The 23,476-nt window shown below is 46.8% G+C and carries 18 protein-coding genes; 2 read left to right on the top strand and 16 right to left on the bottom strand.

The window, feature by feature from the left end; genetic code table 11:
* The first annotated feature begins 21 nt into the window (after window positions 1–21).
* Window positions 22–1,293: a GTPase HflX gene (gene hflX, locus HI950_RS31955; RefSeq protein ID WP_169090603.1), complete on the top strand. Its 1,272-nt coding sequence runs from the start codon at window positions 22–24 to the stop codon at window positions 1,291–1,293.
* Between the two features lie 231 nt (window positions 1,294–1,524).
* On the opposite strand, the gene HI950_RS31950 is transcribed toward hflX, so the two are convergent.
* Window positions 1,525–2,445: an aldo/keto reductase gene (locus HI950_RS31950; protein ID WP_169090605.1), complete on the bottom strand. Its 921-nt coding sequence runs from the start codon at window positions 2,443–2,445 to the stop codon at window positions 1,525–1,527.
* A 106-nt stretch (window positions 2,446–2,551) separates the two neighbouring features.
* Window positions 2,552–3,229, bottom strand: a complete 678-nt coding sequence (msrA, locus tag HI950_RS31945; RefSeq protein WP_169090607.1) for a peptide-methionine (S)-S-oxide reductase MsrA — start codon at window positions 3,227–3,229, stop codon at window positions 2,552–2,554.
* 120 nt (window positions 3,230–3,349) lie between these two features.
* Between msrA and udk the strand changes: the two genes are divergently transcribed.
* Window positions 3,350–3,985: a uridine kinase gene (gene udk, locus HI950_RS31940; RefSeq protein WP_169090609.1), complete on the top strand. Its 636-nt coding sequence runs from the start codon at window positions 3,350–3,352 to the stop codon at window positions 3,983–3,985.
* Between the two features lie 133 nt (window positions 3,986–4,118).
* Here the strand turns inward: udk and HI950_RS31935 are convergent, their stop codons facing one another.
* From HI950_RS31935 to HI950_RS31870, 14 genes are all read right to left on the bottom strand, one after another.
* Window positions 4,119–7,583: an S-layer homology domain-containing protein gene (locus tag HI950_RS31935; protein WP_169090612.1), complete on the bottom strand. Its 3,465-nt coding sequence runs from the start codon at window positions 7,581–7,583 to the stop codon at window positions 4,119–4,121.
* 413 nt (window positions 7,584–7,996) lie between these two features.
* Window positions 7,997–9,148, bottom strand: coding sequence for an MFS transporter (locus tag HI950_RS31930; RefSeq protein WP_169090614.1), 1,152 nt, complete (start codon window positions 9,146–9,148; stop codon window positions 7,997–7,999).
* A 41-nt stretch (window positions 9,149–9,189) separates the two neighbouring features.
* A complete protein-coding gene (locus HI950_RS31925; RefSeq protein WP_169090616.1) occupies window positions 9,190–10,287 on the bottom strand; it encodes a polysaccharide deacetylase family protein in 1,098 nt (365 codons plus the stop codon).
* A 168-nt stretch (window positions 10,288–10,455) separates the two neighbouring features.
* Window positions 10,456–11,301, bottom strand: coding sequence for a carbohydrate ABC transporter permease (locus tag HI950_RS31920; protein WP_169090618.1), 846 nt, complete (start codon window positions 11,299–11,301; stop codon window positions 10,456–10,458).
* 11 nt (window positions 11,302–11,312) lie between these two features.
* Window positions 11,313–12,215, bottom strand: a complete 903-nt coding sequence (locus HI950_RS31915; RefSeq protein WP_169090620.1) for a carbohydrate ABC transporter permease — start codon at window positions 12,213–12,215, stop codon at window positions 11,313–11,315.
* Window positions 12,216–12,304: 89 nt separating this feature from the next.
* A complete protein-coding gene (locus HI950_RS31910; RefSeq protein WP_169090622.1) occupies window positions 12,305–13,681 on the bottom strand; it encodes an ABC transporter substrate-binding protein in 1,377 nt (458 codons plus the stop codon).
* Window positions 13,682–13,860: 179 nt separating this feature from the next.
* A complete protein-coding gene (locus tag HI950_RS31905; protein ID WP_169090624.1) occupies window positions 13,861–15,153 on the bottom strand; it encodes an extracellular solute-binding protein in 1,293 nt (430 codons plus the stop codon).
* Window positions 15,154–15,182: 29 nt separating this feature from the next.
* A complete protein-coding gene (locus tag HI950_RS31900; RefSeq protein ID WP_169090626.1) occupies window positions 15,183–16,169 on the bottom strand; it encodes a substrate-binding domain-containing protein in 987 nt (328 codons plus the stop codon).
* Window positions 16,170–16,182: 13 nt separating this feature from the next.
* Window positions 16,183–17,967 (bottom strand): cache domain-containing sensor histidine kinase, encoded by a 1,785-nt coding sequence (locus HI950_RS31895; protein ID WP_169090628.1) that lies wholly within the window; start codon window positions 17,965–17,967, stop codon window positions 16,183–16,185.
* A gap of 1 nt (window position 17,968) precedes the next feature.
* Entirely contained in the window at window positions 17,969–19,594 is a 1,626-nt protein-coding gene (locus HI950_RS31890; RefSeq protein WP_169090630.1) for a response regulator, read from the bottom strand.
* A 193-nt stretch (window positions 19,595–19,787) separates the two neighbouring features.
* Complete coding sequence (locus HI950_RS31885; protein ID WP_169090632.1) at window positions 19,788–20,624, bottom strand: alkaline phosphatase family protein; 837 nt, start codon at window positions 20,622–20,624, stop codon at window positions 19,788–19,790.
* Complete coding sequence (locus HI950_RS31880; protein WP_169090634.1) at window positions 20,621–21,664, bottom strand: ABC transporter ATP-binding protein; 1,044 nt, start codon at window positions 21,662–21,664, stop codon at window positions 20,621–20,623. Before HI950_RS31880 ends, HI950_RS31885 begins: the two co-directional genes overlap by 4 nt.
* Window positions 21,661–22,470 (bottom strand): ABC transporter permease, encoded by an 810-nt coding sequence (locus HI950_RS31875; protein WP_169090636.1) that lies wholly within the window; start codon window positions 22,468–22,470, stop codon window positions 21,661–21,663. Before HI950_RS31875 ends, HI950_RS31880 begins: the two co-directional genes overlap by 4 nt.
* Entirely contained in the window at window positions 22,470–23,390 is a 921-nt protein-coding gene (locus tag HI950_RS31870; RefSeq protein ID WP_169090673.1) for an ABC transporter permease, read from the bottom strand. Before HI950_RS31870 ends, HI950_RS31875 begins: the two co-directional genes overlap by 1 nt.
* Window positions 23,391–23,476: the final 86 nt, after the last annotated feature.

Genomic DNA, 23,476 nt, shown 5'->3' with positions numbered 1-23,476 from the left:
ACCGTAAGAGGATGATGAATAATGGAACAACCGCAGCAAAAGGCAATTATCGTCGGCGTTGAGCTTCAAAATCAAACCGATTTCGCTTACTCCATGGAGGAGCTTCGCAATCTGGCTGCCGCCTGTTTTATAGAAGTAGTCGATGAGCTTAGCCAGAAGGCAGCCCGCATAAACCCATCCCATTATATCGGGACCGGCAAAATACAGGAGCTTCTCGCGCTGCTTGAAGCGCATGACGCGCATGTCGTTATTTTTAACGATGAGCTGTCCCCCTCCCAAATTCGCAATCTGGAGGCTGCTTTGGAGCGAACGGTCATCGACCGGACGATTCTGATTTTAGATATTTTTGCGGAGCGCGCCAAAACAAGAGAAGCCCAGCTTCAGGTTGAGGTCGCTCGGCTCCAGTATATGCTTCCCCGCTTGGTCGGTCTGCGCGCATCATTAGGACGGCAAGGCGGCGGCGCCGGTCTCAAAAATAGGGGCGCCGGCGAAACGAAGCTGGAGCTTGACCGCAGGCGCATTGAAGAGAGAATAACCGCGCTCCAGGCTGAGCTGGATAAGCTTGTCGCAAGACGCCAAATTCAGCGGAAGCAGCGCCAAAAAAACGAGGTGCCTGTCGTCTGTCTCGTCGGCTATACGAATACGGGAAAATCCAGCTTGATGAATGCTCTCCTTGAGAACTGCAATCCCGGCACCAATAAGCTGGTTTTCGCTCAGGATATGCTGTTTGCCACACTGGAAACGTCGGTGAGAAGCATCGATCTGCATGACAACAAATCATTTTTGCTAACGGATACGGTCGGCTTCGTCAGCCAGCTCCCCCATCACCTTGTAAAAGCTTTCCGTTCGACCTTAGAGGAAGTTGCCGAGGCCGATTTGCTGGTGCATGTTGTCGACTACTCCCATGAAGACTACGAGCAGCTGGTCTCCGTCACGAATGATACGCTGAAGGAGCTGGGCGCTCATCATATTCCAACCATCTACGCATACAATAAATGCGATTTGACCGAGCATGCCTACCCGGCGGTGCAAGAGAATAAGGTCTTCATCTCCGCGAAGAAAAAGAGTGGATTGGATGAGCTTATCTCGCTCATTCGCGACCATATCTTCGATGACTACATGGAATGCGAGATCTTGATTCCTTTCAGCCAAGGGAAATTAGTTGCGTATTTCAATGAGCATGCCCATGTGCAAGCCACAGACTATGAACCAGAGGGAACCCGCATGAAGCTGGAATGCCGCGTTGCCGATTTCGAAAGGTATCGGAATGAAGTAACCGTGCTTGGCCAATAAGAACGACGTGTATCATCCGACGAGTCAGGCTGTAAGCGCATATGCGTGCTTACAGCTCTTGTTTTCATGAAAAAACAAAAAGAAACCGTTCTTTAGTAAAGTGGAGGTTCAACCCCAGCCACATACAAAGAAACGGTTTCTTTTTTACATTTCTTACACGATGGACCACTATTCCTGTCCATGAATAGGAAGCTATTTCACAAAACTACCCTGCTCGTATCGTGAATGCAGCTAGATGCTGACATCCTGTGGGTGCGGCTCGGTGATTTGCTCCGCGGCCTTAGCATTGGCTTCAACCTGCTCAGCGTCCTTGCAGCCCGGAATAACAGCAGTAACCGCAGGGTGCTTCAAGCACCAGGCAAGCGCCCAGCTAGCCATCGTTACGCCTTGCGGAACCTCTTCACGCTGAATATGCTCCACTTCAAGCAGCTTAAGACGCGTGTTCTCTACATCATGCCTGTGGCGGACGTCCGTTTCGCCAAAGACGGCGCCAGGCTTATATTTGCCGCTCAAATAACCGCTCGCGAGCGGAACACGGGCAAGCACGCCCAAATCCTGCTGCTGGCAGGACGGGAATACGCGCTCCTCCGGCTTGCGGTCAAGCCTGTTATAAACAACCTGAATGACGCGCGAGTTCACTTTAGAGGAAGCCTCCGTTTGATGAAGATTGTCATTGCTTCCAATCGACGTTCCTAGAAAACGGATTTTCCCTGCCGCTATTTGCTTATCCAGCGCAGTCCACAGCTCATCGTTGTCGAAGGACTGATCCGGTCCGGAATGGAATTGGTACAGATCAATGTAGTCAAGCTGCAGCGCCTTCAACGATGCATCCAGCTGAGCAATTACCCCATCAGCATGAAATGAATCGGTGCGAGTGAACCGCTCGTGAAAGTGATGTCCGAACTTTGTCGCAATGATCCAATCCTCGCGATTGCGGCGGCTGATATAATTACCGATCAAAGACTCCGAGAGATGATCGCCATAGCATTCTGCAGTATCAATGAGATTAATGCCGAGCTCATGCCCTTTGTCGAGAATCATGTCCGCTTCCTTTTGCGAATATTCACGGCCCCACTCTCCTCCAAATTGCCAGGTTCCAATACCGATGACTGATACATTTAACCCTGTGCTCCCCAGTCTTCTATACTTCAAGATCATCACTCCTTCGATTTGATCTAATGCCTGTCTCTTTCATCTTACCATTTAAATCCATTCACAAGAAATAGCTTGGTCAGCCTATATGTGAATTAAGCATTTCCTACCACCGTATTTGCTTGATTAGGTCCACCATTCTCTTCTTTAATTCCGCTTGGAGCTGCCATTGCTCGATCTCCTTCACGATGCGCTCCAAGCTGGTATACCCTTTAGCCAAGCCATTCAAACGGGCCGCAATGGTGGAATTGGTCAACTGTTCATGCGAGGGATACCATTCGCTAAGCTTCTCAACGGCATTCGGAAACCTCTTCAAATAATATTTTTGATGCCTATCCTCCGCGAGGTGAAACCCTGAATAGGGTGCAATCTCCGTATCAGGCTCGCTTTGGCCCCGAGCTACCCGATTTTTCAAAACATGCCGGATCGCTTCCTGCTGCTGTCCATCTGTATAGAACAACAGCGACTTATATTGCCTTCCTTTATAATCATTGATATTAACCGGATTGTGATGATTCCAAAACACCTCTATAATCTCCTCAAAGGAAATGAGGTTGGAATCAAACTCCAGCTGGATCGTCTCTGTATGGTCACCCATTTGCCGGTAAGTCGGTTCCGCTGTGGTGCCGCCTGCATAGCCGACACGTGTTCGAATAACACCCGGCAAATGACCGAACAAGGACTCTGGGCTCCAAAAACAACCCATTCCGAGCGTTGCGCTTTGGGTGCTGCTATGCAAAAACGTTGGTTCAATATAGCTAGCCTGATTATCCGAATGGTTCATTTTCTGCCCTCCATACCATTGATTGTACTATCGAGATGAAAAAAAGTGAATGCTGTGCTACAATACTAAAATTGCTGAAATTGCACCGGCAACACTTTTAGGGAGGTTTATTCAATCGCCATGCTTATTATTGGAATCGCCGGCGGCACCGGATCCGGCAAGACAACGGTAGCGCGCTCTGTAATCGATCGTCTTGGATCGGAGAAAGTCACATTCATATCCCAGGATAACTACTATAGCAACCCTATACATCTTAGCCTGGAAGAACGCAAGATGATCAATTATGATCATCCTTTAGCCTTTGACATCGAGCTTCTTGCTCACGACCTCCTTCTTCTTCGAGAAGGCAAAACCGTCTACGCGCCAGTCTATGACTTTTCGCTTTTTGCGCGTGTCACAGGTGAGTCGGTAGAGCTTAAGCCGAACAGCATCATTATTCTCGAAGGACTTCACGTGCTTTATGAAGAAAGCATCCGGAAGATCCTCGATATCAAAGTATTTGTTGATACAGACCCCGATGTCCGTATTCTCCGCCGGGTGCTTCGGGATATCGAGGAGCGCGGCCGGACGATTCAGTCCGTTCATGACCAATACTTGAAGACGGTTAAGCCGATGCACGAGGCCTTTATCGAACCATCCAAAAAATACGCCGACCTGATCATCCCCGAAGGCGGGCACAATGAAGTCGGCATTCAATTGCTGTCCATATTGACAGAAAAATATTTGATGGATGATACGGTGTTAACTGATGCATAGTGAAAAATGACAAAAAAAGAACCTTCAGCTCACCTTTTGAGTGGCTTGAAGGTTCTTTTTTCATATCCTATAGGATTGGCTCAATGGGACTTACTCTTTTGAAGAAGCCCCATCGACCCGATGAAACGCAGGTTTAGATATGCAAGCTTTCCAGCAGCCTATAAATCATTGCAGCCGCTTCGGCTCTGCTTGCTACGCGATCTGGTTTGAACGAAAGATCGTCATATCCTTTCAAAATGCCCGCTGTTACAGCCGTATCAATTGAGGCTTTCGCCCAAGCTGGAATAGCTGCAGCATCTTTAAATGAAATTTGTGCGCTTGCCGCTTTGGCATTCAAAGCATTCGCGATCATCACAGACATTTCTGCGCGTGTAATCGTTTGGGTTGCTTTGAAGAACATTTTGCCATTTTGTTCGTAGCCTTTCAAAATGCCTGCTTGTACAGCAGCGGCTACATCAGCTCTTGCCCATGCGGGTATCTCGCTGTTATCCGCAAAGCTTGTATTCCCCGAAGCAGCTGGAAGACCCAGCGCCTGGGCAATCATTTTCGCGAATGCTGCGCGTGTTACGGTCTTTTCTGGACGGAATGTGTTGTCCTCATAACCTTGGATAACATTCATGCCAATCAAACGATCCGTATATGGAGCTGCCCAGTTCGTCGTCATGTCTGAGAGCACCTTCGGCTCTGCTTGGTAAACCGCAAATTTAGTAAAATGATTAACGCTGACTGCGATCGTACCATCTGCTTTTACATCTCCGCCGATATAAATCCAGCGTTTTTGCTGCTCGTGATAGTAATAAACGGCCGCTTTCTTACCCGGTTGGACTTTTTCCGGCTTGTAGTTGAAGCTGATTTCGATCGGCTTGTTAAACTTGCTGCCTGACGTGCTGATGAACTCAACCGTTTCGCTAAGCGCTTCAAGATTTCCGGCCGATGGCACTTCGCTTTCTTCCAATACCTTCACGCTGATTTTTCCGTCAGCCGAAAGCGCGTCGGCTGGTACTTTGAAGACCACGACATCTTTAACTGAGCCTTCTGTACCTTTAGAAGCATCCAAATCAACCTCTACCGAGGTAACGGGCTTCTCTGGCTTTGGTTCAACTTTTGGCGGAATCGTTGGATTCGGACCCGTGTTTCCACTTGTTTCTTCATTTACATTAACTGTACGCGTTACTTCATCCGCTGCGTTCCCTGCGCGATCTTTTACGTTATATTTCACCGTATACGTTCCGACTACCGATGAGTAAACCGATCCCGTAACGGTTGCCTGATCATTTACACCAAGGTTGTCCGTTACTTTCGCACCCTGCTCGACATAATTCTTCCCAACGGTCATATTGATCGTCTGATCTCCAACCAGAGTAATGACTGGTTTTGTGCGGTCAATGTTGGCATTAACAAGCCACAAGCTCTCATTGCCAATCGTATCCGTTGCTTTGAACAGCAGCGTGTTCTCGCCTTCCTGCGACACGGTTATCTTGGTGTCGTTTGTGTAAGGCTCATAGTTTTTCCCGCCGTCCTTAGACAAGGACAATTCCGCAATGGTAACCGGCGCGTTGACGGAAGCATATACGCTTGCAGTCACGTTTTTGTTCGTCCAATCGCCATTTTTATACATTTGGTTATCGTCCGTCTTTAGCGAACCTTTAAGCGTTAACCCAGCAGCGTTTTCCGCACCCTTCACCGTCGCAAAAAAATCTTTGCTCTTAGTGACATCGCCGCGGGTTGACGTAGCAGTCAATGTGACTAATGTATCTTTTTTCGGACGGAATACAATCATGCCATCATCGCCCAACACCAGGTTGTTTGAGCTTTTCCATGATAGGCTCGCATTAAACTTCCCAGCTAGAGGCAGCTTAAGATCGGATTCAAGCGCGTTCGTATCACCCAAATCTATTCCACTTAGTGTTTTGCTAACTGCTTCATCATTGTCGTTCGGCACGCTAGTAACGAAGATTGGATTCGAATAGAACCACAGATCCTTATAGTTCCGATCATTAATTTCGTTAAACCGTTTCAAATAGCGTGCATACTCATCACTAATACTGTTGTCGTCAAGCGTTTTGTCATCCATTAACGGTTCGCCGTTTTCTGTTTCCCCAGCTACATTTATACCAAGATTTGTTCCTCTAAGCCTGAAATATTGGTTCTTGTTCGCAGACCCTAGATCGTATGTTATGACATTGTAGCCTTCTGCATCCGTTGTCCAGTCTTTGCTCGTGAATCTAGCAATGACCTTCGTTGAATCATTCGTATCTTTGTTGTATTCGTCCGTTCCTGGTGTAGTCATGCCTGTGACATCGCCAGCAATCAAATCAACATGATCTACATTAACGGCATTAGTAATATCGCTTGTATGAGTATACTTTTCATTTACGCTTGGATCATCACTTTTAATGACAGCATAGTTGTTTGTTTGAGGGCTTTTAAAACGAATCGTAAGCCTGAGAGGGTCGCCTTCTTTCACTTTAAAGTCTTGTCCCATCTCGCCTTTGCTCGTTTCGTTAGCAATATTGAAATCAAGTGCATTGATCAAATCGCCATGTACGGAGAACGATTTGCCTGAACGCATGCCTTCTAGCACTGCTTGCATGTCGTTTCCTTTTATCCAGGTATAGTTTTTCGAATACTCACCCGGCAGGTAGCCGCTGGAATATAAACCGCCTGCTATTTTAAAATGTGAATCCGAATTGGCAAAACTCCAGAACTTGCGACCTTCGCCTAGCAAAGCATCCCACACCCCGCCAACCTTCGCGGTCATGTAGTCGGAGCCGCCATAGGTCTTGTTTTTCGGATTGTTTTGATTCAGCCCGCCTCGGTCAGGCTCCATCTGATTTCCTGGCATGCCCTCCATTCCGAAAACGATGTTTGGAGCGATATTATTGAAATCGCGAATATCCGAAATTTGAAATATGGTTTTCCCGCCGCTTAATTTTCTTGACGGGTGATTTACAAACATGTAGCTTGTATGTTCATAATTCGTTTTCAGCCAACTCACAGCAGTACGTGCCGCATTTTTATCAAGAACTGAAGGCTTTGTATCCTGCAGTTTCCATGCCGCTACATCCGTTGGGTTAAACATGCTTTCCGGACGATCCGTAAACAAATATTCGAACTGGCTCGACGCCTTCATGCTGTCATCCAATATGCCTACTCCCATATGGTCATAAGTTGGCATATCCCACTCAAAGCCTGTAAACGTAATTTTACCTTGATATTTGCCAGAGTCTTTCAGCTGCTTGATTTTCTTGGTCTGATAGTCGACGATGGCTTGTGAGAGCGGAATCGGGCCCCCTGAAATATCATGACCATCATCATCTCGCTTCGAAGTTCTCAAGTGGTCGGATATTGCCAACCAGTCCAAGCCATAAGTCTCAAATGCTTGATCTAATGTTTGTTGAAGCGATAGCTGCGCATCATCGGAATTGAAGGTATGGGCGTGATATTCTCCCGTCATCCATTTTCCGTTGCTGTCTACGCTCTTTGCATCTTGTATGTCAGTTGCTGCATAGGTGGTTGTCGTTGAAAAGTTTTGCCCTAAAATGCTTGCAGACAGGATGACAGCTGTTGCCAGCTTGGCCCACTTACTAGATAACATGTTATAAACCTCCGTTATAATGTTGTTCGTTCAATTGCCTATAGCATGCTATGCTACTAGTGCTGACCCCCCATTCCTATTTTCTTTTCTTATGAACACATGTCTAAAGTAATAGATTGGCCCCTGCCGTGTCTATATGTTTGAAGCAAACCATACAATTTCTTAACAAAGCCATTTCCCAGCAAATAAATAAAAGGTTAGCAGGGAAAAGAACTGCTAACCTTTTAAAATTAATCGGTTTATTTATAAATAATTACACATAATCATAATATTGTATTTTGTTAATATAAGGAGATTATAGCCGTTTACGTAATGTGAACATCGATGTTGATCAACTGGTAAACAGAGCAAAAAAAAGACCGCTCTCGCAAGAGTCGGCCTTTGTCATCCAACTTTCCAGCATCCGCCTCCCGTTAAGCTTCAAGAGCTGGCGCGATGGATTTCTGGTGATTCTTGTTCACTATGAACAGCAAGGAAGCCGCCATACATAGACAAAACAGAATGAAATAAAGCGACTGCGCCCCAAAGCGATCGACAACCATGCCTCCCATCGCATTGCCGACAATGCCTCCAAGGCCCCATGTTACTGCCGCATATACCGTTTGCAGTGTCGCTTTCGTTCCCTCTGTCGCATAGCTTTGTACGATTTCTACAGATGTGCCAGCCACGAAGGCAAACGCGATTCCATTTAGCAGTTGAACCGCTAGCGTCAATGAGACATTGGCGAAACTATACATGGCGAAAAATTGAATACAATAAATGAATGCAGCTACGCATAACAGCTGATATCTGCCTATTCTTTTGCTAAGCTTGGTCGCTACCCAGAACATAGGCACCTCAATAATGGCAGCAATCGCATATGCACTTCCGATCCAGCTCTTGTTAAAGCCCATTTCCTTAAAGTATAACGGCAAGAAGTTCATATTAATGGATGCGGACATCATCATGAGCATGCTTGTGACCACAAATACCATAAAGCGCTTATTGCGTACGACCTCGCCCATTTGGCCGAATAACGTCACTCTTCTGCGAGTAATCTGGGTTGCAGGAAGCCGCATAATCGCCAAGCAGAGCGTTGTATTTAAGACGATATAATATATAAAAATATCGTTGTAGCCATATTTTTCGTATAAAATGCCCGTAGCGAACGTCCCCAATGCAAAGCTTAACGCGCCCCACAGCCTCACGCTGCCGAATGAAAAGCCTTTTTGGCTGGCAATTTCCACAGCCATGGCATCGCCAATCGGTCCACCAGAGGATTGAAACCATGCAAAAAAAACGGATAAAACGAGAATAGCCGCAAGTCCATTCATAAAATAGAAACCCAAACTCAGTACGGGAGCCGCTATGGCGCAAACCATCATGATTTTCCGCGGATTGTTAACACGATCATTGATCATGCCCATAACAGGCTGGGCAACGATACTTACCAAAGCCCATAATGACAAAATGAGACCAACCGTGGTGTGGCTAAAGCCTCTGTCGCTAAAATAAAGGCTCGTATAGGGCATAACGACAGACATGGACAGAAAAAATAAAAAATAATAGCTTGCTAATGACTTCACTTGAGATTCTCCTCTTTTCTACAGCTGGCAGACCCTTTACTCTATTGATCTTCCAAAATCTCGGATTGCCAGCCCAGCTGCCTGCACATTTGGTTTATTCTGCGAATATCATGCCTTGCCTCAATTCGAGTTAAGCCAAGTTTTGACGCCGTCTCCGCAGCCCAGCGCAGCATATAGACCAACGTATCCGCCTGCGCTTCCTTAGCCGCAAAATCGAGTAATACAAGCGTGTCTTTCATGACGCCAGCACGAACATAGCCCCAGTAGGAGCCGCTAAATTCCCACAAATGAAACAATTGGCGATCCTCAATAACGCGAAACTCATGAAGTGAATTTTCCAGATGCTTTAGCCATTCACATTCGGATTTGAAATACAGCGTATACTGCCGAATACGCCATTCTATACTTTGGGCTGCTAGCTTTATAAGCTCCTCACGGCTTTTTAGCGGAACCCAGTTTTCCGCGGGTAGATCCAGCTCAGCAGGAACCTCGACTGCCACCTTCCAAGACTTATGACCCACAGCTATTCCAAGAGAGCCTAACAATTCAGGTATGCCTACGGCTTTCAAACCTCTTTGCTTTGCAATTCTAATCAGCTCTCTTAAGGCCTCTGGAGAGTGCTTCGCAATATCATTGCTGTGCATAACGACAATCGCTCCGTTAACAAGACCGGGCTCAGCCTGTGCAACGATATTCTCAGCAGGTACGCCTGCCCAATCGCCGGAGTCGATTCCTTCAATATCCAGATAGCCGTCCCGTTCAGCCAGCCATTCTAGATTTTCCTCCCGATAGGAGCAATAAGGAAAACGCATAAAGGTTGGACACGGCAGGCCTGTTGCATCCTGATATGCCAGCTCGGTTAGCTTCAGTTCCTCTAGAAAGACAGACTTTGGCACCTGCGCCATCCGGCGATGGTGATACGTATGGGGGGCAAGCACATGTCCCCGTGATAGAATTTCTCTTGCCTTATTTGGGTACCTGTCGATCCATTCTCCGGTGAAGAAAAAGGTACCGATAGCTTCTTCCTCCTCTAGAACATCAAGCCACATTTCCAGTGGGAGCTGGGAAGGACCGTCATCAAAGGTAAACGCGCAGATTGCCTGGTTGGCATTTCCCTTCCAAACTGCTTCAGCCGTCATATTGCCGCCTCGCTTCTATCGTTTTATACCCTGTATTATAGACGAGGTTCCAGCCCGATTCTAATATTGTCCTCTTCACATCTAATACAATCTTACTATTATTAATGAAGGCGGCATGCAAAAAAAGGACACTTTGATGAAAGTGCCCTTCGATTCGAACGGATAGCTTTATTTGACCGCGCCAGCTGTAATGCCGCTCGCGATTTGCCTTTGAAAAATAATATAAATGATAAGCACGGGAATAATCGTAATCAGAAGCGCCGCGAACAACGGCCCCCACTCGGTACGATACTGCATCTCCGCCTGCATAACGCCTATTTCCACCGGCAGCGTATATTGCTCGGGATCGTTAATTAATATCGTACCTACGATATACTCGTTCCAAATGTTCAAGATGTTCACGATGCCTATTGTAATTAAGCCTGGCTGCGACAACGGGAGCATCACCCGAAAGAACGTTCCATAATAAGAAGCGCCATCCACAATTGCAGCCTCTTCCAGCTCCTTCGGCAGCGATTTGAAAAATCCGACAAGGACAAAGATGCCGAAGGCAAGCAGGCTTGATGTATACACAAAGATCAAGCCAATCTTTGTATTAATTAATCCCATCGAATTCATCAAGAAGAATAAAGGAATGAGCGCTAATACAAATGGAACCATCATGGATGAAATATAGAGCAGGAGCAGCGCATTGCTGCCTCTAAACGTATATCTGGCCAAGACGTAAGCCGTTGTTGCTGACAACAGCAAAGCGAGCAAAGTCGAGCCGAATGTAATGACGATCGAGTTGACGAAATACGTGTCAAAATGATATTTGCTCCATACATAAGAAAAGTTTGACCACAGCAGCGGCATTTCGGGCAAAGACCATGGTGCATTTAAGAAAAACTGTTCATTATTCTTTAATGCATCCAGCAAGGTCCATAGGAGCGGATACAATACGGAAATGCCCCATAGAAACAAAATGGCATATACAATCAGCTTAGCGACCGGATTTTTTAGCTGTACATTCATCTTTATCCCCCTTAGCTCATCTCAACGGTATCGTGACGCATTAACCGCTGAAGTACGATTGTCGTAATTAACGAGAGGACCAAGATCATAAAGCCTATCGAAGCGCCGTATCCAAAATGGAATTGACGGAAGGCCATCTGGTACAAATAGGAGCCCATAACCTGCGTGCTGTTATCCGGTCCGCCCTCAGTCATGATCCATACGATGACGAAGGAGCCATTCAACGTTGTCATCATAATATTGAGAATGGATACTTTGATTTGCTCCCAAGTGAGAGGAACGGTAATGCTCCAAAATTGCTTCCACTGGCCCGCTCCCTCGATGTTTGCCGCTTCATAATAGGATTCAGGAATGCTCTGGATGGCAGCGATTAAAAGGATCATATAAAATCCGATACCCGCCCAAATGGCCGGAGGCAGGAGCATCCAGATCGAATGATCCGGAAAGCCGAGCCATGTTATCGTCACTTTTTCCTTCGTAAATAACGATAGAAATCCATTTAAGAAGCCGATTTGCGGATTATATATAAAATTCCACAATACGCCGATAACTACGACGGAAATGACATTCGGAATAAAGAAGATCGACCGGAAGAAACCAGCCAGCTTAAAGCCGAAGCGAGTAAGCGCTACTGCGAAAAACGTCGCGAGAAGCATAATGCCGATTATTTTGCCCGCAACGAGAAAATAATCATTGCCAATCGCTCTCCATACGATGGGATCGTGAAGCAGCTCTTTGAAATTATCAAGACCGATAAACGTTTTTTTGTCCGACATGCCGGACCATTCGAAGAACGAATAATACAAGCTTTGCAAAACCGGATAAATCGTAAATACGCCAAAAAAGAGAAGCGTCGGAATGATGAATGATGCAATAAATATATTTCGCTGCCATTTTGCCGTCCCTGAGCCCATGCTACCCATCCTTCCAAGTAAACTCGCAGAAGGCGACCTAAGGCGTTATGCCTCGATCACCCGCTGCTTTCATTTTTGTTAAAGGCTAATTATTTGCTCACTTTTTTCACGACGTCCGTAACCCGTTTAACCCACTCTTCAGGCGTAATCGTGCTGATGGTAAGTGCATCCGTTGCATCCATCATCGCTTTATCCACGTCTGCGTTATAAGTAATCGTCGGGATAACGACCGTGTTCGGGTCCGTCAAATATTTCGCTGCATCTTTAACAAAGCTTGGTGCGTTGGAAGCGCTAATGTCGCCTTTAATGTTGGAAGGCGCGCCGCTAAGCTCAGCCCACTGGGAAGCTTGCTGTTTTGAGAAGATAAATTGCAGGAACGCTTTTGCCGCCTCTTTGTTTTTACCTTTTTTAGCGATGGCAACTGTAGATGTGGAAGTGTTGGCAACCACTTTGCCGCCCGCTTCCTGCGTAACCGAAGGAATGAAGCCAAAGTCAAAGCCGGCTGGAATATCTTTCGCCATTTCGTTAGGCAGCCATAGACCGTTCGGGATAAACGCATCTTTATTTTGCAGGAACAGCATTTGGGAATCGGTGTGATTGATTTGGATGGAAGCTTTATCAATGAAGCCTTTATCGCGCAGCGCTACGATTTTGTTAAGCGCAGCAAGTACGGCTGGGCTCTCGAAGGCTTCTACTTTGTTAGCAGCCATGTCTTGAAGAATGGTGAAATCATTGTTGTTCGCCGATACGATAGCAGGGTACAGGATCGAACCGTTAATATAGTAAGGATATTTGCCTGTGTGTATGAATGGCGTAATGCCGTCTGCTTTGATTTTTTCGCTTACATCCAGGAAGGATTGGAAGTCTGTCGGCTCCGTGTAGCCTTTTTCCTTAAAGAGCGCTTTGTTCCAGAACACGCCCCATGAGTTCAAAACGAGCGGAATGTTGTATACTTTACCGTCAAATTGTTGAGCGGGTTGAGCCAAAATGTCGGTAATCAAATCGCCGTCAATGTTTTTCGCTTCCTTCAGCCAGTCCGTCAAGTCTTCAAGCTGGCCATCCTCTACCATTTGGCGGTCGTTCAGCACCGGACCATCGATATATACGAAATCAGGAGGATTTCCTCCGATCCAGCGAGGTCTGTTTTGATCATTTATTTTTGGTCCTGCGGATTCTTTAATGTTCAGTTCTGGGTTCGCGGCTTGGAAATCAGCAATAACCTTTTTCCACCATTTGTCGCCATATCCGCCAACAAAGTATTGAATTTCGAAATCGCCCGTCAGTTTGGCTGTTTCTTTCTCGGCATCAGGTGCGACAGTCGTTTCAGCGGCAGGTGCAGAATTGGAAGGCGTGTTGGAGGCTTTATTGGTCGAATCACCGTTATTTGACCCACCACAACCTGTTAGCGATACGGCAGCCATTATTACGGCAATACCAAGCGCGGCAAACTTTTTCTTCATAATCATTAAAGCAAACCCTCCCACAAATGATGTTTTTTACGCAGTAGGAATGAGCTCGCATTTGAGCTCTAGCGCGTAATTTCATCATAAATTGGGAGGGCATTGTTCACTATCGAATATCTTCCATATATTCTTTATTATCTTCTCTTTTGTATGGTTTTAGAGGAAAATAATCCATTTTATTATTACTTTCGATTATTCAGCTGATTGCTCTTCGTTTCTGCAAAAAGCTGGAGCTGGTCTAACGCTGCTTTCGGGGTCGTATGCTCGAACAGGACGGCGTCCCCCATTTTGCGGGCATAATCGAGCACCGCTTGCCAAGAAGGCTCTTTTACCGGATAAAATTTCGCTTTGCTCAGCGCCTCCAAATCGCTCTTCATTACTTCGTCCTGCTCGGACAATCGAACGCCTACTGTCGTGGTGGCCGGAAGAAAGCCTTCCCGTTTGATCATCTCCTCATAGGCGCGGTCATCATAAAGAAAGTCTAGAAAGGTAGACAACGCTTCTTTGTTCGTATGATCCGTCTTAAAGGAGACGAGCACATCATGTACGCCGAACGTTATGGGCGGCGTTCCGTCCTTCACTGGAATCGGGCCTTTCCCCCATTTGAGCTCAGGGAACTCCTTCGGGACGACGGACGTGAAATAATTGCCGGATATCATCATCGCAAGCTCACCAACTCCGAGAATCCGCTGCTTCTCATCGCGAGTCGTAACGGTCGGCTCCGGATCGGTCAGCCCTTTATCGAACAGCTCTTTCAGGAAGGTTAATCCTTCGATGTTCGTCTCTGAATTAATATTCCACTTCCCATCCTTAATCCATTCTCCGCCCGAGCCGTAAAAGACATAAGACAAAGACGCCTGCGTCTCATTATCCGTCAGATCAACGCCGAATCCTTCCGCCTCGCCGAGTGCTTTGATTTTGCTGGCGGCCTGCTCAAGCTCTGACCATGTTGCAGGAGGAGCTGCAATGCCGGCCCTTTGGAACAGATCCTTGTTATAATACAAATTCCGCGTGGTGGCTACGTAAGGAATGGCATACTGCACCCCGTTCATTTGATCCATTTCAACTAAATTGGGGTACAGCTTGCCCGCCAGCTCAGGCGATATGATTTCATCCAAATGGTTAAGCAAGCCGTCCTGTGCAAAGTGGGCATATACATTTGTGTTTAAGAGATCGGGAGGCTGATTCTTGCTAATCATCGTGGTATAGATGCCATCAAGAATATCCCAATTGGCTACCTGCAGTTCTACATCTATTAGCGGATTCTTCCGCTCGAATTCCTTAACAAGCTTCTCCAGCAGCGGCTTGGTCTCGGTGCTGTATTCGGAGGCAACGTAGCGAATCAATGCCCGCTCTTCCTTCGGCACTGCAATAGGCTCCGAGCTTCTGTTCATGCAGGAAGAGAGGAGAAGCGCGAAAAAGGTGAATATAACGGATACAATAAAAGGCTGCTTGTCATAAAATTTTCGCTGCATCAGGTCATCTAATCCTTCCAGAGAAGAGTCTACTTGCTATTGATAAACGGGAACAGCAGCTTCTGATTTTCAGTCGTGTACATATTTTCTTTCGTAATGATGCTGGATTCGATATCGATCTTGGGATCGGCGTTGTCGCCCTCTATTAGGTTTAATGCCGTTTTCACGCCAAGGTAGCCCATGTTAAACGGCTTCTGCACAATGGAAGCTTTGATAATGCCCGCCTCTAACAATTGCACCTCATCGCTTGTGCTGTCAAACCCGATTAGGTTCACGGCATTTGTTCTGTTCTGCTCCTTCAGCGCTTTCGCTACGCCTTGTGACGAGGACCCGTTAAGCGTAATAAACGTATTAATGGAGGTGTCGGCCATGATCAGCTGCTTGGCAATTTCGTAAGCCCTATCCTCAGAGTTATCTGCATAAAAAGGCCCCTTCATGCTGTCGTTATAGCCGGCAAGCACAAGCTTCATGCCTGCGACCCGCTCCTCGGATATGACAGAATTAGCATGATCGCTAATAATAGCTATTTTCGGATGTCCGTTTGTCTCCTTAATTGCAGTCTGTCCCGCTAATCGCCCCGCTTCTAAATGATTGCTGGAGACGATAATCGGGGAAGGCTTCATATCCGGCGATTGATTGATAACGACCAGCTTTATGCCTGCTTCACGCGCCTTCGCCAGAACAGCCGGCATCCGATCATCCATAATCGTAGCAATGACGATCGCTTGCGGTTTTCGCTCAATCGCAGCTTCCAATATCTGAATTTGGGTATCCGCATCGTCTTCAGCTAGAGGTCCTTCCACGCTCAGATTCAGCCCAATCTCCTTGGCCGCCGCTTCAGCGCCTTGATTCACGGCCTGCCAGAAATCGTAGCGAACGTTTAACGTTTCTAAAATAACAGTGACGCTTTTTTCCTCATGGGTGAAGCCGGTAAATAGCTTGAAATTGAATACCGAATAGATCGCTATGACCGCTATAGCCAGCACTAGCCATAAAGTAAATCGATGCTTCCGCATGAGTCTGCTCTCCTTAATCGAGTTTAGGTATGACGATCGTAATGCAGGTGCCTTCCTCGATTTCGCTGCGGATTTGGATGCCGTATTCATGTCCAAAATAAAGCTTGATCCGCTCATTGACGTTACGGATGCCGATGCCCTGATTGCGATTGTCCTCCTCGCCCCGGAAGAAGAGCCGCCCGACCTGCTCCGGCGTCATGCCATGTCCGTTGTCCTCGACCTCAAATATGACCTGATCGCCCGATTGTCTCCCGCGTATCGTAATCAGCCCGTCGTCCATGCCGTACATATTGCGAATGCCGTGATAAATCGCATTTTCGACAAAAGGCTGCAGCAATATCTTTAATGTCTTAAAGCCCAGAATAGCTTCATCGATATCGATCACGTAATTAAGCTCATCATTGTAACGCATCTTCTGGATCAGCAAATAATTCGTAATATGCTCCATTTCCACCCGAATCGGGATCAGCTCTTGATCCTTCGTAATGCTTGCGCGGAATAGCTTAGCTAAAGCGGAAGTCATGAGAACGACCTCCTCATGCTGCTTCTGCTCAGCCATCCAGACGATGGAATCAAGCGTATTATATAAAAAATGCGGATTGATCTGCGATTGTAGCAGCAGCAGCTCGCTCTTTCGCTTGTTCTCTTGGCCCAGAATCATCTCCTCCATAAGAAATTTCGTTCGGCTGACCATGAGATTAAACGAACGGCCCAGCTGTCCAATTTCGTTCATTTGGCCGATTTCGGTCTGGATATCGAAGTTCCCTTTCTCCACCTGCTTCATATCCGACTGCAATACCCGGATCGGCTTCGATAGCCGGTGCGACAGCCCGAGCGAAATAAGCAGTGAAAAAGCTAAGCCGCATAAGGAATAGAAAATAATCGAATTGCGCAAATTGTCTTTGCTTGCAATCAAATCGTCGGTGTAAGCAACCCCGGCTATACGCCAGCCAAAGTTCGTATCCTGTACGGAATAGATACGTTTGCCGTCCCCTTGGTTAACGGTAAAGGATTCTCCGCTTGCGGCTTGCAAAACCTCCGTAATACTCTCGCTCCGAAGTTTACTGTCGATCAGCTGCTGCTGCGGGTGGTAAACGATATTCCCCTTTTTGTCTACTATGAAGAGATAGCCTTTCTTGCCTAGGTTAATGTTGTTGCAAATATCGTTTATAATGCTGAGGTTTAGATCAACAAGAAATACGCCCTCGGCCGTTATGCCATCCGTGCTTTTGAGCTCCCTGCTCAAGGATACGACCCAGCGATATTCGTTCTCGATTAAGCTCTGCACATGAGGAGCCGATACGACAGATTGGCCGCCTGCTGCCTTAGCCATCTGGTACCATGCTTGCTCCTCCAGCTCCGTATTCGGATTTAAACTCGTAATTCTGCGATCAGATACAAATCTGCCATTATAACCAAATACCATGATGGATGCGATGTCCTGGCGCGTATACAGAATGGCTTGAAACAAATCAGAAATTTGCTTCTCGTACATGCGGCGATTCTCTGCGCTAATGAAGCTATTATCGGATATATAATATTTGACATTCTTATTCGTCATTGCAAGCAATGATATGTTCTCCATGTTGTCGACGTAGGATTGGATGTTAAGATTGACCTGCTTGATGATTTCTTCAATGTAGCCCTTCGAATTTCGCTCGACAGCAGCGACAGATACCTGATAGCTGACTAGACTCGTCAATACGATTGCCGTCAATATTAATAAGGAAAATGCCAACGATATATTGGATTGAATGCTTTTTAGCGGAAATAAAGGAAAGAAACGTTCTTTGAGCATGCTAGGCTCCGCTCCCCTTTATTTGTTTTTCTCGATAATCCTTTGGCGTTATACCTGTATGCTTCTTGAATAAAATGCTGAAATAATTCGGGTCCTTGTAGCCGACCTGCTCCGCGATTTCGTACAATTTCAAATTCGAGTTATGAAGCAGCTCCTTCGCCTTGGCGACCCGTACACCGGTCAAATATTCAATAAACGTTTCTCCGGTATGCTGCTTAAACACAAGGCTGAAATAGCTTGTGCTCATGAGCACATGGCGGCATAAATCCTGAAGCGACATCTTCTCATTGGCATAATTCGTATCGATGTACTCTACCGCGCGATGAATTTGCATGTTCGTCAAATAATTCCGATTTTCCGTAATCGTTGATATGATGGCGCTCACGACCTCTTTTAGCCAAACCTCGATTTCGTCCAGCGTCTTGAACCTAAACACATTCATCAGCTTGATTTGCTGCTCAATGGAGGGCTCCTGCTGTGAAATGGCAAGCTCTTGAATCGAGTTCATGAGAGACAAAACAACCTTCTGCATTTGCAGCATGCACGCTTCTACCGGAACGAGTGCCGCCTTAAGCTCCGCAACTCCCGTTTCGATTAACCGGTGGGCATCTTGAACGGCGCCTGTTTTCACCGCAGCCGCAAGCTTGCGATCCCATTCCAAGCTCAGCGGCATAGCATTCGATGGCTTGCCCTCTATATCCATAATGCTAAGCACACGGTTTTTCCCCAGCAGGAAGCGGTAATCGAGAACAGACAACGCGCTCTTGTACGATATCGGCAGCTGCTCCACGTTTGCGCAGGCTCTGCCCATTCCGATCGTAACCGTAAAATTCAAATATTTTTCCACATGATAGCGCACATCCTCTGCAAGGGAAAATACGCGCTCATATAAGAGACTCTCATTGTCTGCTCCAAATACAATGGCGACCATCCGTTCTTCACGGGTACGGAAAGTAAGCACATCACCGCTAGCTAGCGTTTCCTGAAAAATATCAAATGCCGCAAATCGCAAAAATTCGGCATCATGCTCATAGGAATGCAGCTCGCGATCTCCAAAATCATCGATATCCACTACCATAACCAAATACAGTGGCGCCACGGGAGGCAAATTAAAATAGGTAAGGCGCTCTGCGACCTCTGATTCTTTAAGTCCAACTGCAACTAGGCGTTCAAGGAACCGCTCCTTGAGCAGCGGAAGGCTTTGCTCCAATTGGCTGTTTAACCTGCTCAGATCCTCGCGGCGCTTCTTCTCCTCATCCATTTCCGCTCGAATGCGGTCGAGCAGAAGCCTTATTTCTTGTGCCGTAATCGGTTTTAAAATAAAGTCCGAAATTTTAAGCCGAATCGCTTGCTGCGCATATTCGAACTCGTCATATCCCGTCAAAATAATCATTTTTATGTACGGAAACTGAGCTGAAATTAAGCCGGCAAGCTCAAGCCCATCCATAAATGGCATGCTGATATCTGAAATGACCAGCTCCGGTCGATGTAATTCTACTGCATCCCAAGCCTCCCGGCCGTTGGCATAATCCCCTATCAATTCGAAGCCGTGCTCGTTCCAATTAATCGTATTTTTTAATCCATTCCGGACTACCGCTTCATCATCGACAATCATTACTCTGTACATTGAAGCAACTCCAGTTCTATTGGAATACATCTATTTGCTATAACAATATACCCCAATTATGCATGAGAACTAGTTTGCTTACAATTGATTGATTCATAGTAGAGATCATTACTTAGGTATTTGGTATTGCTCCTATTTACTTTCAGAGATAAAAAAAAAGCCCGACCTAGTGGTCGGACTTTGCTTGGTTTGACTATCCCTTGCTATGCGGACCTTCCAAAGCAATCATCGCCTCAGACGGTGCCAACCCGAGGTAATGGCACATTAGCGGAGCAAGCAGAAGCTGCGGCAAAGCCTCGCTCTGGTTTGTAATCGGCAACTGGGGCTGCTCTCCGCAAATATAGAGCGGAACATGCCTCTCCTCCGGCTCCGTCCCGCCATGGTAACCAGCAGCGTTCATCCCATGGTCTGCGGTCACAATAATACGGTAGCCTTGCGATAGCCATAACGGAACCAACGTCGCTAGCATGCCATCAACGGCACGCACGGACGCTTCATATTGCTTGCTTTCTCCGCCGTATTTGTTCCCCACGTCATCAATATTCATCGTGTGGATGTATAAGAAATGAGGGTCATAGGCTGTACGCAAATATTCGGCGTCAACAAACAAATGGCTGTCCGGATAATGATCCTCGAAATAGAAAATACCGTGCTGAATCGGCTTGCTCTCGTCATGCTGATGACGATCCGAAATGATGCTATATGGCGCTGAATTATACAGCTCGCTAACCCAGTGATAAGCCGCTGCAGCCGTTCTTAAGCCTGCTTTGGCAGCGAGATGGAACACGCTCTGCTCATGACTTAATCTGGCGATATGATTAGCCGTGATGCCGTTTCTCACAGCTGGCGTACCCGTCAGCAATACTTCGTATAGGGGACGCGAGAGACTCGGGAGCTCCGATCGAACCTGATAACAATTGATTTTTCCTTGTTCGACCAGATGCTCCATGTAGCCTAAATATTTTCGCGCGGAATCATATCTTAATCCATCGAGGACAACGACAATCAGCTTTTGAGAAGTATCGATCATGCGCCCTCCTTCTCCAGATGCAAGAGCTGGGAATGATCCATGGCTAAGCTTACACGACTGTTTTCCCCTAACCGCAGCGACCGACCATCGTTAAGCGCATCGATAGTCAGCCTTACGCCTTCCGCATCTATTGCGTATCGGATGATATTTCCGAGTATGGAGACTGAATAGATCATGCCATCCACAATTCGCTTCCCTTCGCTTAACGCTACATTACGGGCTTCCTCGCTCAAGAGAATGACTGATTCAGGCCGAATTGCGAAGCTTTCCGCTGAGCTGTCTACCTGTTCGAACAGTCTTAATGCCTCTGGCTTGGTCAATACATTGTAGCTTCCCATGAAACGAGCGACAAACTCCGTTTTTGGGGTCGTGTAGATCTCTTCCGGGGTTCCTTCCTGAACGATGCTTCCCTTATTCATGAGGCATACCCGATCGGATAAAATTAACGCCTCTTCCTGATCATGCGTCACAAATATGGTCGTCATGTTAAAACGCTTCTGAATATCGCGAATTTCGGTTCGCAAATTTTTGCGGATTTTGGCATCCAATGCACTCAGCGGCTCATCGAGCAGAAGAACCTTGGGCTGGACGGCAAGTGAACGAGCAAGCGCCACGCGTTGCTGTTGGCCGCCCGAGAGATGCTGGGGATAGGCATTGCGCTTGTCCTCAAGATCAATAATAGCAAGCAACTCCTCCGACCGTTTTTGTCTCGCTGCTTTGGCGACCCCTCTCATTTTCATCCCATATTGGATATTTTCACTGACGGTCAGATTGGGGAACAAAGCATAGGATTGAAAGACCATCCCAATTTCCCGATTGCGGGGCGGAAGATTTACGATATTTTTTTTATCTAAAATAATTTGCCCGCCATCTATTTCCGTTAAGCCAGCAATACAGCGCAGCAGCGTGCTCTTCCCGCAGCCGGAAGGCCCGAGCAGCGTTACGAGCTCTCCCTCGCGGATTTGCAAATCTACGCTGTTCAGCACATTTGTACCGCCGAATTGCTTATGAATGCCTTGCAGTTCCAAATAAGCGTTCATCCTTGAATCCCCTTATTCATTTTTTGGCCAAGCCTCATTAGGATCATAGATAGCACTAAAATAAATATGAAATAGGAAATCGCAATTGCACTGGCCATGTGTCCGCTTTCTCCGAGCCGTTGATAAAGGTAAACCTGTATCGTATGAATATGTCCGCCGACCAGCATATTGGTCAGGACAAACTCGCCGAATAGCACGGAGAAAGATAATAGTGTTGAGGTTATTACGCCTGGCCATATATTCGGCAGGATCACGTTAACGAACGCTTTTGTTCGGCTAGCACCTAGCATTTCTGCTGAGTTAAGCAGATCAACCGCCGATACGGTAAGCAGGCTGTTGCGAATGCCTTGATACATGTAAGGCAGAATAACGACAAAGTAGGCCCCGATTAAAATGTAAGCTGTTCCAGCAATCTCAATTGGACCGGAGGAGTAAGCACGAATGAGTCCGACCGCCGCCACGACGCCAGGTACAGCATATGGAAGAACAACGATCCCCTTCATAAACGTCTCCCACTTAGGCAAATAAACCGTAATGATAAACACAGCTGGCAGCATAATGACTAAGCTAAGCGCTACGCTTATTGCGCATAAATAGAGGGAGGTCCACAGCGCATCCAAAAACCGAATATCTTGAAACATCTGGCCGAACCATTCCGTCGTCCAGCGTGTAGGAAGTATAGTCGTCTGCCATTCTTTGGCGAACGCATAGATGAGAGTGGCTAGCAAGGGAAGCAGCAAATAAATCATGAGCGCCAGCAGCAGCAGCCGATGCGTCCAGCCCTTCTTCTTCACGGTGTTCGCCATCACAGCTCCTCCTTCACAACTGCCGTCAATTGTTGCATCGATTTCCGGCGCTTACGGACTTTTTCAGAGGATGAATTCGCATGAAATAATTGGGAACGCTGAACCATTTTATGATTCAGATAAACGGCCAATAAAGTAGACAACGCTAGAATAACCGCAAGGGCATTGCCAAGCTGCGGCTCGTTCACGACATCACCCGATACTAAGGAGCCAATCCTAATGGCAAGCAAATTATAATTTCCTCCGACCAAAGCATAGGCCGTCGCATAAGCGCCCATCGCGTTCGCGAAGAGAATGCCTAGCGTTCCGAAGACGGCTGGCGTTAGAACTGGTATGCCGATTGTGGCCCAAAATTTCCAATTGCTCGCTCCCAGCAGAGATGCCGCCTCTTTCCATTGATCCCGAATTCCATAGAAGGAGGGATACAGCAGCAGCAAGGCAAGCGGAACCTGAAAGTAAACATAAACCAAAATAAGTCCTGTCCAGCTATACAAATCAAAATCGGTGAATACGTCCCATCCCCACTGCTTAAACAGCAGCGTAAATACTCCATTGCTGCCCAGCAGGATAATATAAGCAAAGGCGAGCGGAACACCTGCAAAATTCGAGGTCATATTTGAAAGCATAAGAAGCCGATCACGCATCCTTGGCGAGAATCGCGTGATGGAGTAAGCGCAAATGAGTCCGATTATGATGCCTATCACACTTGCGGATAAAGAAATAAGCAGGCTGTTCTTTATCGCCTTTAAATAGTACTCGCTTTGCATGATTCTAGCGTAAAAGCTAAACGTAAAGCCCGAGCCATCTTCCTGTCTAAAACTTCCGGTCAGCATAGACATGATCGGAGCGAATTGAAACGCGACAATCATCACTACAAAAGGGATTAGTCCTAGAAAAACCCATCGATTTCTTCGCCTCATGCCTGCATACTCTCCTCCTATTAAATAAAAGGGGGCGTCTTCGACAAGAAGGCGAAGACGCTCCATTATAGGCTATCCTGTTCAAG

The sequence above is a fragment of the Paenibacillus sp. PL91 genome, assembly GCF_012935325.2.
Lineage (GTDB): Bacteria > Bacillota > Bacilli > Paenibacillales > Paenibacillaceae > Pristimantibacillus.
This window is presented reverse-complemented; position numbering and strand designations above follow the sequence as displayed.

What these genes read in the sequence shown, in the direction of transcription:
- HI950_RS31870 (WP_169090673.1), bottom strand. Translation starts at nt 23,390, where the DNA reads ATGAGGCGAAGAAATCGATGGGTTTTTCTAGGACTAATCCCTTTTGTA.
- hflX (WP_169090603.1), top strand. Translation starts at nt 22, where the DNA reads ATGGAACAACCGCAGCAAAAGGCAATTATCGTCGGCGTTGAGCTTCAA.
- udk (WP_169090609.1), top strand. Translation starts at nt 3,350, where the DNA reads ATGCTTATTATTGGAATCGCCGGCGGCACCGGATCCGGCAAGACAACG.
- HI950_RS31910 (WP_169090622.1), bottom strand. Translation starts at nt 13,681, where the DNA reads ATGATTATGAAGAAAAAGTTTGCCGCGCTTGGTATTGCCGTAATAATG.
- HI950_RS31880 (WP_169090634.1), bottom strand. Translation starts at nt 21,664, where the DNA reads ATGAACGCTTATTTGGAACTGCAAGGCATTCATAAGCAATTCGGCGGT.
- HI950_RS31885 (WP_169090632.1), bottom strand. Translation starts at nt 20,624, where the DNA reads ATGATCGATACTTCTCAAAAGCTGATTGTCGTTGTCCTCGATGGATTA.
- HI950_RS31905 (WP_169090624.1), bottom strand. Translation starts at nt 15,153, where the DNA reads ATGCAGCGAAAATTTTATGACAAGCAGCCTTTTATTGTATCCGTTATA.
- HI950_RS31925 (WP_169090616.1), bottom strand. Translation starts at nt 10,287, where the DNA reads ATGACGGCTGAAGCAGTTTGGAAGGGAAATGCCAACCAGGCAATCTGC.
- HI950_RS31935 (WP_169090612.1), bottom strand. Translation starts at nt 7,583, where the DNA reads ATGTTATCTAGTAAGTGGGCCAAGCTGGCAACAGCTGTCATCCTGTCT.
- HI950_RS31890 (WP_169090630.1), bottom strand. Translation starts at nt 19,594, where the DNA reads ATGTACAGAGTAATGATTGTCGATGATGAAGCGGTAGTCCGGAATGGA.
- HI950_RS31915 (WP_169090620.1), bottom strand. Translation starts at nt 12,215, where the DNA reads ATGGGCTCAGGGACGGCAAAATGGCAGCGAAATATATTTATTGCATCA.
- msrA (WP_169090607.1), bottom strand. Translation starts at nt 3,229, where the DNA reads ATGAACCATTCGGATAATCAGGCTAGCTATATTGAACCAACGTTTTTG.
- HI950_RS31875 (WP_169090636.1), bottom strand. Translation starts at nt 22,470, where the DNA reads ATGGCGAACACCGTGAAGAAGAAGGGCTGGACGCATCGGCTGCTGCTG.
- HI950_RS31920 (WP_169090618.1), bottom strand. Translation starts at nt 11,301, where the DNA reads ATGAATGTACAGCTAAAAAATCCGGTCGCTAAGCTGATTGTATATGCC.
- HI950_RS31900 (WP_169090626.1), bottom strand. Translation starts at nt 16,169, where the DNA reads ATGCGGAAGCATCGATTTACTTTATGGCTAGTGCTGGCTATAGCGGTC.
- HI950_RS31895 (WP_169090628.1), bottom strand. Translation starts at nt 17,967, where the DNA reads ATGCTCAAAGAACGTTTCTTTCCTTTATTTCCGCTAAAAAGCATTCAA.